This is a genomic window from Helicobacter pametensis ATCC 51478, assembly GCF_000518225.1.
GTDB lineage: Bacteria > Campylobacterota > Campylobacteria > Campylobacterales > Helicobacteraceae > Helicobacter_G > Helicobacter_G pametensis.
In genome coordinates this window covers 396,605-408,781 of record NZ_KI912401.1, presented here as the reverse complement: position 1 = coordinate 408,781, position 12,177 = coordinate 396,605, and the positions used below count along the sequence as shown (strand labels likewise).

Annotated in this window: 9 protein-coding genes and 1 pseudogene; 4 read left to right on the top strand and 6 right to left on the bottom strand. The window is 42.5% G+C overall.

Going from position 1 to position 12,177, the window contains the following annotated elements; genetic code table 11:
- Window position 1 precedes the first annotated feature (1 nt).
- Window positions 2-1,168 (bottom strand): LegC family aminotransferase, encoded by a 1,167-nt coding sequence (locus tag T391_RS0106645; RefSeq protein ID WP_027327671.1) that lies wholly within the window; start codon window positions 1,166-1,168, stop codon window positions 2-4.
- A complete protein-coding gene (locus T391_RS0106640; protein WP_027327670.1) occupies window positions 1,161-2,174 on the bottom strand; it encodes an NAD-dependent 4,6-dehydratase LegB in 1,014 nt (337 codons plus the stop codon). Before T391_RS0106640 ends, T391_RS0106645 begins: the two co-directional genes overlap by 8 nt.
- Before the next feature lie 113 nt (window positions 2,175-2,287).
- Here T391_RS0106640 and T391_RS0106635 point away from each other — a divergent pair, with 113 nt between their 5' ends.
- Both T391_RS0106635 and T391_RS0106630 read left to right on the top strand, forming a co-directional pair.
- Entirely contained in the window at window positions 2,288-2,569 is a 282-nt protein-coding gene (locus T391_RS0106635) for a glycosyltransferase family 2 protein (RefSeq protein WP_027327669.1), read from the top strand.
- The gene (locus T391_RS0106630) at window positions 2,566-3,405 is read left to right on the top strand and encodes a glycosyltransferase family A protein (protein ID WP_338041837.1); all 840 of its coding nucleotides are present in this window, start codon (window positions 2,566-2,568) and stop codon (window positions 3,403-3,405) included. The genes T391_RS0106635 and T391_RS0106630 overlap by 4 nt, the downstream gene beginning before the upstream one ends.
- A gap of 10 nt (window positions 3,406-3,415) precedes the next feature.
- Here T391_RS0106630 and T391_RS08535 read toward each other — a convergent pair.
- The 3 genes and pseudogenes from T391_RS08535 to T391_RS0106615 form a co-directional block, all read right to left on the bottom strand.
- Window positions 3,416-3,547: pseudogene (locus T391_RS08535) on the bottom strand (hypothetical protein); the annotation flags it as partial.
- A gap of 134 nt (window positions 3,548-3,681) precedes the next feature.
- Window positions 3,682-4,779 carry a 1-deoxy-D-xylulose-5-phosphate reductoisomerase gene (dxr, locus tag T391_RS0106620; protein ID WP_027327667.1) on the bottom strand — a complete coding sequence of 366 codons (1,098 nt, stop codon included), beginning with the start codon at window positions 4,777-4,779 and terminating at the stop codon, window positions 3,682-3,684.
- Window positions 4,780-4,788: 9 nt separating this feature from the next.
- Window positions 4,789-5,646 carry a phosphatidate cytidylyltransferase gene (locus T391_RS0106615; RefSeq protein ID WP_027327666.1) on the bottom strand — a complete coding sequence of 286 codons (858 nt, stop codon included), beginning with the start codon at window positions 5,644-5,646 and terminating at the stop codon, window positions 4,789-4,791.
- A gap of 169 nt (window positions 5,647-5,815) precedes the next feature.
- On the opposite strand from T391_RS0106615, the gene mnmG reads away from it, so the two are divergent.
- Window positions 5,816-7,735, top strand: a complete 1,920-nt coding sequence (mnmG, locus tag T391_RS0106610; protein WP_034584260.1) for a tRNA uridine-5-carboxymethylaminomethyl(34) synthesis enzyme MnmG — start codon at window positions 5,816-5,818, stop codon at window positions 7,733-7,735.
- A 31-nt stretch (window positions 7,736-7,766) separates the two neighbouring features.
- Here the strand turns inward: mnmG and T391_RS0106605 are convergent, their stop codons facing one another.
- Window positions 7,767-8,084, bottom strand: a complete 318-nt coding sequence (locus tag T391_RS0106605) for a hypothetical protein (protein ID WP_027327664.1) — start codon at window positions 8,082-8,084, stop codon at window positions 7,767-7,769.
- Between the two features lie 153 nt (window positions 8,085-8,237).
- On the opposite strand from T391_RS0106605, the gene T391_RS0106600 reads away from it, so the two are divergent.
- Window positions 8,238-12,155 carry an autotransporter outer membrane beta-barrel domain-containing protein gene (locus T391_RS0106600; RefSeq protein WP_027327663.1) on the top strand — a complete coding sequence of 1,306 codons (3,918 nt, stop codon included), beginning with the start codon at window positions 8,238-8,240 and terminating at the stop codon, window positions 12,153-12,155.
- Window positions 12,156-12,177: the final 22 nt, after the last annotated feature.

Below are 12,177 nucleotides of genomic sequence, written 5' to 3'. Positions count from 1 at the left end.
TTTATGAAATTCTAACACTGCTTGGCAGGTTTATGATGCGATCTTGCAAATAAAGTGAGTTTTTGAGTCCGTCGTGTTGGCAGTGCTGATACATTGGATTTTGATGATTGGGCATCCAGATCGGACGAGTCATGATCCCTTGAGCATTGCTTTGTGTGAGAAAATCATCTCTTTTTTGCTTGTTTGGAAGCTTGATTGCATTGAGCCAGAAGTTTGGCAGTGTATCTGCGCGTGCACTGACAAACTCAAAGCCGTGTTTAAAGCAAAAATCTTCATAGGCTTTTGCCACTTCAAGCTTCTTTTCTAAGAATACAGGAAGTTGTTCCATCTGCGCCAAAGCAAGAGCAGCATTGAGATTAGGTAAGCGATAGTTGAATCCCAGCATATCGTGATAATACTCATAGGGATGTGGGACCTTGGCTGTGGTGGTGATGTGCTTGAGCTTTTTGGCAAGCTTTTCATCATCTGTGATGATCACACCTCCACCCCCACAAGTGATAGTCTTATTGCCATTGAAGCTCATCGCACTTGCTATCCCCTCTGATCCAGTGTGAGTTTTGACTCCTTTTTTGAGATAGTAGCTTCCTAGACTTTCGGCACTATCTTCTATTAGGAGGATATTCCAGTCTTTGCAGATTTTGGCGATCTCTTCTGTGCGAGCAGGATGACCAAAGGTGTGCATGGGCATGCAGACTTTGATGATTTTCCCTGTGTGTTTGTTGATGCATTGATTGTCTTGCTTTTGTGCGTGATTGTTGAGAAACTCTTCTAGTGCATTGGGAGAGAGTGAAAGACTATCAAGATCTACATCGATATAAACTGGAACTGCACCTGTGTAGGCTATAGCATTACTTGTGGCGATAAAGCTTAGTGCTTGAGTTATGACCTCACAATCCCTATCTACCCCTACTGCATGGAGTATGGCATGAAGTGCGCTTGTCCCATTGCTTGTGGCGATGGCATATTTACTTCCACAAAAGCGTGCAATTTCTTGTTCAAACTTATCGACAAACTCTCCCACACTTGAGACAAATCCACTATCGATACACTCATTGAGATAGAGTTTCTCATTGCCCAAGAATCTCGGCTCATGGAGTGGGATCATCTCATCTTGTGATTTGGGATAAAGCCCACGGATAAATTCAAAGATGGAAGAAAAGCTAGACATTATAAATCTCGCTTTTGTATCGTTTGAGATTTTGAGGTTGTGTCATCCAGTCGATTGTGTGCCTTAGGCCTGATTTGAGGTCATACTGTGGTGAGAATCCTGTCAGATTTCTGATCTTTGTGTTGTCACACCAGAGACGAAAAACCTCGCTATTTTGGGGTCGGATTCTCTGCTCATCTGTGATGAATTCCACTTCGCTATTCATAAGTTCTTTGATGAGATTGAGTGTATCGCCTATGCTTATTTCATAGTTGGATCCGATATTGATCACCTCGCCGATAGTTTGATCATGCTGGGCTATGGCGATAAATCCTTCACAAGTGTCTTTGACATAGTTGAAATCCCTTGTCGGTGTCATATCACCAAGCTTGATCTGCTTGGCGCCATTGGCGATTTGGGTGATGATGGTGGGGATGACAGCACGAGCACTCTGGCGTGGGCCATATGTATTGAATGGTCTTGCAGTGGTGAGTGGGAGCGAGAAAGAATGAAAAAAACTCATAGCAATGCAATCAGCCCCGATCTTGCTTGCACTATAAGGGCTTTGGGGTTGCAGTGGATGAAGCTCATCGATGGGGACATACTGGGCAGTGCCATAAACTTCACTTGTGCTTGTATGAATGATGCGTTTTACGCCATTTTCAAGTGCTGCTTGACAGATGTTGAGTGTGCCTTTGACATTGGTATCGATATAGCTCTCAGGTGCGACATACGAGTAGGGGATAGCAATCAATGCAGCAAGATGAAAGATCATATCTATATCTTTGGTGATGGTTTTGCAAAAATGTGGATCACGGATATCTCCACTGATCACTTCGATATCTTGAAGGCAAGAAACTTCTTCAAGCCATCCCCAGTAGTTAAATGAGTTATATAGACTTAGGGCTTTGATCTTGGCACCAAAAAATGGCGATGAAGGGATTTGAGCATAATGATGGAGAGTCTCAACTAAATGTGAACCGATAAATCCATCTGCTCCAGTTACTAGAATCGATCCGTATTGCATGTATGCTCCAAAATAAGCGAGATAAAAAGTCATAGTAAAGTCGTTATTGGTTAGAATTCTACCTAAAAGAACCAAGCGAGTTTGTATCATCACTTCAAATCTAGGAATCTATTATGTCTTTTGAGCAACCAAACCCAGCTGTAGGGATCATCATCCCCATCTACAATGTAGAACCATATCTAAAACAATGCCTTGATTCTGTGATCCATCAAACCTATCAAAATCTCCAAATCATCCTTGTAGATGATGGAAGCACAGATCAAAGCTTTGAGATTGCTTATGAATACTTCCAAAAAGATCAAAGAATCGCTTTGATCAAAAGAAACAAGAATGGTGGAATGGGTGCAGCTAGAAATAGTGCACTTGATTATATTAGTAATGGGGGGGGGGAATAAATTATGAAATTTTTCAGCACTTTCCCTGCAAAGAAATACACTACATTCATTTCCTAGATAGTGATGATTGGTTTGAGCTAGATTGCATTGAGAAGTGTGTGAGGGTTGCACAAGAAAATCAAGCTCAAATCGTTTGGCATGGATGTGGGCATTTTTATGAATGCGAAAACAAAGTAGGCGAATCGGATTTTCTCAAAAAACTTGGATTGGATAAAAATAAAAGCTATAGTGGATTAGAGATTTTTTCTCTTTTGCCGCATCCTTCATTTTCTTGGGTCGCAATGGGTATTGTTCAAGCCAGTTTGATTTATAAAGTGTGTTTTAAAGAGGGGATCGAATCAGAAGATGCTCTTTTTGGGATGCAAATTTTTGCTCTTGCGCAAAATATTTCTTTTATTTTTGATAATTTGTATATCTATCGCATACGACCGAATTCCATCTCTCAGCATACTCTAGGTCAAAAAGGTGACAGTCAAGATCATAAAATCTCTTTTCCAAAACATCAAGAAGACTTAGTAGATGCCTTTCAAAATGCCTATGATGTGAGACATTATAGTTTTGCATATTCTTGTGCGATAATCTGTGTTGAAATGGATAGATTTATCCAAAGAGAAGCACTGTCCAATGAGCTCAAACAGAGATTGATTGCGATGATAGAGCATCGTGCTATTTTTGCCTTTGGTGGATGTGGATTCCAAAAAGATCCACGAAATATTAGAGGTATCTGCTCTCATCTAACTCCCTATATGAAAAAAGTCAGAATCGGCTCTAAGATTGCTTATCATTATCCTAGATTGTATCGTTTGCTAAAAGCGATCAAAAGGAGCATCAGATAGGCTCAAATACCTATCTGATACTGACTTCCCCACTTTTTCCAAACACCACTTCTGATCCTTCCTTGATTTTATCTTCCAAGATAAGTTCTGCCAATCGATCCTCTACCATCTCATACAATGCCCTCTTAAGCGGTCTTGCACCACACTATAGATGCATGACACAGATGCACCACGCTTGTGCTGCAAATTTACTATAAATGCACCACAAATACACCACACCACGCTTGTGTCACAGATATATCACCTACACTTGCACCATAGTTTTACAAGATAGGATCAAGCATCCAGCAAGCTCTTGCACACATGCCCTCTCACCTCTCTATCAAGCTCCAAAATCTCTTCCAAGGTTTGAGGCCTAGCTATGCTAGAGAAGTGATCTATGCACTCAGACACGATCTCAGCGATTTTTCCAAACCTATATCTCCCCTCCAAAAACCCCTCCACTGCCACCTCATTGCTAGCATTGAGAATGATTCCAAGATGAGGCTTGGCTAGAAGCATATCTTTGAGCGCCCATAGAGGATAGCGTCTAGGATCGATCCGCTCCAACCTCAATGAGGCAAAATCCTCAAATTCCAAGCAAGGGATAAGAGCTGTCTTTGAGGCTAGATTAGGATTGAGCGCATAAGAGATGGCAAGCTTCATATCTGGATGAGCTAGATGCGCGCTCATACTTCCATCAGCAAAGCCGATCAATGCATGGATGATGGATTTTTTCTCGATATAAGCATCGATCATCTTAGTGCCAAAAAGCCAAAAAGCCTCCAAAACTTCCAAAAGTTTATTGACCATACTTGCCGAATCAATCGTGATTTTCTTCCCCATATTCCAGTTTGGGTGCTTGAGGGCGCTTTGGGCATCTTGGTTTGGGATAGATTCGATAGGAATATCTCGAAACGCCCCACCACTTGCTGTGATACAAAGCCTTTGGATAGGGTGATTTTGTGCCAAATGCCAAAGACTGAAATGCTCACTATCCACAGGGATGATCTTGCTTGTATCCACAAGCCATCCTCCACAGACCAAGCTTTCTTTGTTGGCCAAAGCGACTTTTTTGCCTAGAGCGATAGAGTGCAGCGTGGGCTCAAGTCCGATAAATCCCACAAGGGCATTGAGCACCAAAGAAGAGTTTGAAAGTGAGATCGCCTCCAAGATCCCCTCACTGCCAAAGAGTACTTTGGCTCCTTTGGCTTGAAGTTTGGATACATCGCTCTTTTGGGCGATGACGACAAATTTTGGACTACATTGAGCGATTTGTTCATTGAGTAGGGTGATGTTTCTCCCAGCGACAAGGGTTTCGATCATGGTGCCAAAGTGTCGAGCGATTTTTAGGGCATTGCACCCGATCGACCCCGTACTTCCTAGAAGGATCAAGCCTCTGCCTTAGAGCTGTTGCCACATCGGCAAAAATCCAAGGAGATAGTACATCACCATCGCACCAAAGAGAATCCCATCGAAGCGATCAAGCATCCCTCCATGACCTGGGAGGATGTTCCCACTATCTTTGATCCCTGCCTCTCTTTTGAGATAACTCTCAAAAAGATCTCCAAACACACATCCAAGAGCCACACAGATAGAGATAAGAAGTGCTGGGATAAACCCTCCACTAGGTCCAATCCCCATGATACTTCCAGCAATTACCCCAAGAGTGATCCCGATCCCAGCTCCCTCAAGAGTTTTGTTGGGTGAGGTTGGACTGAAGGGAGTGCGTCCAAATGCCTTGCCCCCAAAGTAAGCTCCCGTATCTGTGGCAGTTGTGATCAAGATAAGCCAAATCAGACAAGAGAGCCCAAACCCACCCATCTTGGCATAGAGAGAATAGATGGCTAGAAATGGGAGTGTGGGGTAGAGGAAGGGAAGGATGGTTTTGGCAGAGATTGAGCGCTTGTAAGCCAAGATACTTGCCACAATCAGAGCGACAAAAAGACCAGAGAGGATCGGTGAGGAATTGAAAAATGCCAAGATCCAAGCAGCGATCGCTCCAGCATATAGCCATAATTTGGGCTTAACTCCAAATAACCCAAACGATTCTCTAAAGCTTAGGATGAAGCACACTCCAAGCGTGAGCCAGATCACCAAAGGATTATGGACTAGAAAGATGATGGCGACAAGTGCGATCATGATCGCACCAGTGATGTAGCGCTGTTTGAGGGACTTGGATGTGGATTGTGCGGAATTTTCTTTTTGTTGAGATGTGTTGTGCATCTCTTGAGTGTCTTGCTGTGGGGTATGCTGATCCATCGCTTCTCCTCCCTCAAAGTTACTAATATAGTTATAAATAGTTATGAAGTTTGCAAGGCGTAATTATAGAGCAAAAACTTGCCCCACACCCTTTGATATAATGCACCCCTTTGGATTTTAGCTATGTGAGGAAAAAACTAGATTGATGAAAGAAGTAGTGACTAGAAAAATGGGTGTTGCAGAGTTTGATGTGTTGGTCGTGGGTGGGGGACATGCGGGGATTGAGGCAAGTGTAGCAAGTGCCAAAATGGGAGCTAAGACTCATTTGCTCACTATTTTGGTAGAAAATATTGGTCTAGCAAGTTGCAACCCCGCAATCGGAGGACTTGGCAAAGGCCATCTTACAAAAGAAGTGGATGCTTTGGGGGGAGTGATGGGAGTGATCACGGATGCTTGTGGGATCCAGTATCGCACGCTCAATGCCTCCAAAGGTCCAGCAGTGAGAGGGACAAGGGCTCAGATTGATATGGATGCTTATAGGGTCTTTGCGCGCAATTTGGTGCTTGATACGCCAAACCTTAGCGTCTCTCAAGAGCTAGTAGAAGAGCTTTTGTGTGATGCAAATGATCCCAAGAAAGTCATCGGCATCAAAACAAATATCGGAAAGACTTATTATGCTAAGAAAATCATTCTCACCACTGGGACATTTTTGCGAGGACTCATTCATATCGGAGAGGTGATGAGTGAAAATGGGCGCGTGGGAGAGAGTGCAAGCAAGAATCTCTCTCAGAGTTTGATTGATCTTGGGCTTGAGGTAGGAAGACTGAAGACTGGGACTTGTGCGAGGATTGATGGAAGAAGCATTGATTTTTCTGAGCTTGAGATCCACCATGGAGATGATCCTGCACCTTGCTTTAGCTATCGCACAGATTTAGCCTCATTTGCTCCCAAGCAATACCCCTGCTATGTCACTTATACCAATGAAAAAACCCATGAAATTATCCGATCCAATTTTCATCGTGCCCCCATGTTTATCGGCCAGATCCAAGGCGTGGGGCCAAGGTATTGCCCAAGCATTGAGGACAAAGTCAATCGTTTTGCAGACAAAGAGCGCCATCAGTTGTTTTTGGAGCCTCAGACAAAAGATGAGAGCGAATACTACATCAATGGCCTCACAAGCTCGCTCCCTTTTGATGTGCAAGAAGAAATGATTCACTCAATCAAAGGCTTAGAGAATGCACGCATCACGCGCTATGGCTATGCGATCGAGTATGATTTCGTCCAGCCCACAGAGCTCCATCACACCCTAGAGTGCAAAAAAGTCAAAAACCTCTTTCTAGCTGGCCAAATCAATGGCACGACAGGCTATGAAGAAGCTGCTGCTCAGGGGATCATGGCAGGGATCAATGCTGTTTTGTCACTCAAAAAAGATGGAGATGAGCGATTTGTGGGGAAATTTGGGGGGTTAGAAGAGCTAGTTTTGAGAAGAGATGAGGGGTATATCGGGGTATTGATCGATGATTTGGTCATCAAGGGCACACAAGAGCCCTATAGGGTTTTTACCTCAAGGGCAGAGTATCGATTGCTTCTGCGTGAGGATAATGCACTCTTTAGGCTTGGAGAATATGCCTATAAGCTTGGCTTGATGGAAGAGAGGGATTATGAGATACTCACAAAAGATGCAGAGGATATAAAGCTTGGGATGGACTATCTCACAACTCACCCCATCACCCCATCCAAAGAGAATCTAGCCTTTTTGCACTCATTGGAAGAAGAGGGGATTGGAGATAAGAGTGAGGCATTTTTGATCGTGGGAAGAGATAGCTTTGATAACTCAAAGCTTAGGCGATTTAATACCGTGTTTGAAAGAATGAGTAATCGAGCGTTGGAGCAAATCAGAATCCAATCCAAATACTTCCACTACATTGAGAGACAAAAAGAAAGCATCGCCAAAATGGATGAGATCCTCAAGGTCAAGATCCCCCAAGATTTCATCTATGATGACATCAGTGGTCTAAGCCTTGAGGTGATAGAAAAGCTCAACAAACACCGACCCATCAATCTATTCCAAGCCTCTCAGATCAGTGGAATCACACCTGCAAGCATCGACATCTTGCATCTTTATATCCATCTAAGAAGCAAAAAATAATCAATCTTTTTTGATTCTACTAGATTTGATTCTAGTCAGGCTTGACTTTGGAGGATGGATGATCTTTCTTGAAATACTCCTTGTAGAGCTCCTTGGCTTTTTCTCTGCCTTGAGTGACTTCATCTTTTAGATAGTTTTCATAGATTTCTCTAGATTTTTCTTTTCCTTTGCGGATTTCATCTTTGAGATATAGATCATAGATCTCTTTGCTTTCTTTGGAGAGAGATTGGATGATGTCTTTGAGATAGGTGTCGTGGAATTCTTTGCTTTGGTTTTTGAGCATCTCAAGCTCATGAGATTGACCAAAGGCAAAGAGATTGATTACCAAAAGTAAATATATGGTTTTCATCGTGTGCTCCTAGCTTAAGATTTTTCAAATCATATTTTATTTTGCATTTTTTGATCTTTTGGTTTTTGTTTTAACTATTAGTTCCTTAAAAATTTCCTAGTATAGAATCTTTGATTCGTTAAGTTTAAATCCACTAAAGATTAAGAGAAAATTATGAAAAAACATTTATTGATCCCGATCATTGCAAGTTCGCTAGTGGCTTGTCTAGCAAATGCAGAAGATGGAGCTAGTGGGGTTATCACTTCAAATACAACTCTTAAAGAGAATATCAATCCAATCGAAGTCCTTGGTGGAAAGGCAGGTTTAGTGATCAGACAAACTGATACTTCGATTTTTGTTCCAATAACGATTTCTCTACCCGATTTTGAAAAAGCATCGCGCGGTGTTTTTGTAGGAGCTGTTGAAGCTAGTAGCGGTATGAATGCCTATGGGATCCATGCTACAGGGAACACCGCTTTTACAGGAAATGGAGGGGCTCTTACTTTTTCTTCCATTACAACAGAGAGTGGGAAAGCCATCGGAATCCAAGCCGATACCTTATCTTTCAATCATAAAACAAAAGTCTTTTTTGAAAAGATTGAGAGTGCGAGTGGATCTGCGATTGGGATCAGTGAGGGGGCTGGAGAAGAAAGAAATGCTAGGCTTACTTTGACCCTAAGTGATGATAGTCAAGTGTATTTTAAAAGCATCAAAGCAACAAATGGCAATGCTTATGGGATCCATGTCAATGGATCAGCAAATATCACTCTAAGCAGTGGAGCTCTCTCCTTTGATTTGATCGCAGCAACAGGTAGCAATGGCAGAGCCTATGGGATCTACACGACCAATGGGATCAAACTCAATGTATCTTTATCTAGTTATCCAAATCATTTGAATCCAAGATTTGCTTTCGTATCTATCACTGCCAATGGAAGTGATGCTAGTACTGTAGGGGTTTCTTTTGCTGGGATGAGTGAGTTTAGTGGAAGTTTGATCTTTGATCAAATCTCTGCTCGCAAGATGTCCAAAGGTCTTGAGATCAGGGATGGTGTGACAACACTCAAAGAAGGAAGTTCTATAGCCTTTGCATCTATTGCAACTACTGGATTAAGTCTTGATGGAAGTTATGTGATTGATGCTAGGGATGCTAAGAGTGTGGTGTTTGAGAAAAATGCTGGATTGCTCTATGGGGTGATCACAGAGGATGCCAAAGCTCATAGCTATGGGATCTATGCCAATATGGATGGGACGCTTCACTTTATGTTTGGTGCTGGGGATAGGAGCAATATAAATGGTGCAAATGTTGTAAGTGGTGCCACTGGAACGGAATTCAAAGAAGTCTCAGCTACAGGGACTAAAAATGCTTATGGATTCTATATCCCTGGGAGCGATGGTAGTGATTTTTATGAGTTTAAAGTCAATGGAAAAGCTAAATTTTCAAAAATCCAAGCAGACTTAGGCAATGCCTATGGGATCTATGCAAGCGATGAGTTTAAGCTCAGTGGGGTGGGCAATAGTGTGAAAGAAATCACATTTGAATCTATTGTGTCAAGTCAAGGTGATGCTGTGGGGATTGGGATCGATCGCGGAGAAAATGATGTTTTGCAAATCAGTGGAGTAAAATTGAAGTTCACAAGCATTGGTCAGCCTGGAGCTAACACTAGCAGAGCCTATGCGATCAAAAATGATGGGATCCTTGTCTTGCATGAAGCAGGGCTCTTAAGTTTTGGAACTGTGAATTATGACAATACGACTTTAGGTAAATCAGGGATCTATAGCGCCCACAATGGACTCACCTATGCCTTTGGAGATACGATTATTCAGGGAAATTATAGTGATAACAATCTTCAACCCATTACCCTTGACTATGGTTTCTACAACACAGCCAATCAAGTCACTCTCACCGGAAGCTTTGAAGTTAATAACTTTGCAACTACAGCTAGTGCTCAAGCTCCAGCCCAAAAATTTGTCGTGATCAAAGATGGATCTTCTTCCACCCTCAACATTGACAATTTCACCATCAGCGCTCATGGCAATGTAAATGGAGCCAATCTCATCGGATTTGAAGGGACTGGAAGTGGCAGCACACTCAATCTGAGCAATACCCTCACCATCAATCTCATGAAAGATGCTGACAAATATCAAGCTTTGAGTTCTACAAGAAGTGAAGGAGTAGCCTTTGGAGACAATATCTCTCTCTCACTCTCAGGAGAGAATGCCAAAGTCATCTTCAACTCTGATGGGGGAGTGCTTGAGAAACTCTCTCACACTGCTGGAGCAAAGGGTGGAGTGATCATGCTCTCTGGAGAAGGATCTGATGGAAGCTCTCAAGAATACACAAATAGAATCTGGACAGCATCTCAGGGAGATGCTTCTGTCTCTTCTCCTGGTGTTCGCCAATCTCAAACCACTCGAAACTTCAATGCTAGACATCTAAAGGTTAATGACATCCAAACCCAAGGAGCAACTTTCGTCCTCTATGCAGATAAAAATGCAAAAGTAGCCAATAGCTCGACACGAGGAATCTATGGTCAAGCCTACACAGGCCAACCCGCAGCAGCCAGCAGTAATACAGCCAATACAAACAATGCCAATACTAATCGCACAGCTCTAGGTGGAAGTGATAGCATCCATGTAAATCGCACAAGTGCTGGAAGTCAAACCCCAGTGGACAACACTCTAAGGATCGCTCTAGGTGGATTAAATGCCCAAAATGAACAAGAAGCCCAATATGTCATCCTAGCAACAGTCGATAAAAGCGCAAAAGATAAAGTCAGCTTCAATGGTCTCAAAAAGAGTGGAGATAGCACGATCACAGAAACCTATGTGGGATTTGATGTGGCTGATCTAGTGATCAAAAGACATGATCTGACTGCTGAGGAACAAACACAAACTGATGCACAAACAAATGGCTTTTCAAATATCGGAAGCATCTACTACTCTAACCTAGTCCCTGATGCAATCTCTATCAACCAAGAATACCTAGATCCCATCTTCAACTCTCTCAATGTCAACTTCTTCACCCTCAGTGCCAATCTCAATTCACTGAGCAAAAGACTAGGAGATCTCAAAAATGATTCTAATTCTCATGGAGTATGGGCAAGGGTCTTTGGAGGAGAGCAGAGTGCAAACTTTGGTATCACCACTCATCAAAACTATGTCACCACTCAAGTGGGATATGACTATGGATTTGATCTTGGTGAATCCAAGAACTATCTAGGAGTAGCCCTAAGCTACAACTATGCTTCAAGTAAGCAAGATAAAGCCACCTATCGTCAAGTCAGTGGACACCTAGAAACCTATCAAAACTCTGCCATCACTCATGGGATCGAAGTCGCCCTTTATGATACATACAAGGCCGATAGTGGACTCTATAGTGATAGCATTGTCAAACTAGCCTATCTCACAAGTGATGTAGATTTCTGCAAAAACCACAACATCTCTTCTCACTCCAATATCGCTGTAGCTCTCTCTGAAGAAGTCGGATATGAGTTTGCCTTGGGTGGAGATAAAGAATGGATGATCACTCCTCAAGCCACACTAGCTTATGCCTATATGAATGGAAATGAATTCAAACAATCTCAAACAGGTGGAAGCTTGAGTGCTACTTCTGATGCCTTGCATCTCCTTAGAATGAGAGCTGGAGCCAATTGGGGATATCGCTTCAACAATACCTCTGATTCGACAAAGACAAAAGCCTTGCTTTATGTAGGGACTTATTATGAGTATGACATGATCAGTGGCGGAGATATGAAATTTACAAGTAGCAATCATCACCAAGTGATGGAGCACAATGCCTTTTCTTCTAATGGTCGATTTGTCCTCAATCTTGGGACAGATGTCCAAATCCAAGAAAGCACAAAACTCTATGTTGATCTCGAGAAAAGCTTTGGAAACTCAATGCAAAAAGAATATCAAGTCAACTTTGGTGTGAGATATGCCTTTGGAGAGGATAAGCCACAAGCGACACTTGAAGACACACAAGATCAAAAAGCTCCAGTCAAACTCAAAGAAGAAAAAGAAGGTGAAGCATCTGAAAGTGAATCATCTACAGAAGAAGATCTATCAGCTGAGCAGCAAGAAGTGCAGTGATCAGAGATTGGATGGAGATCAG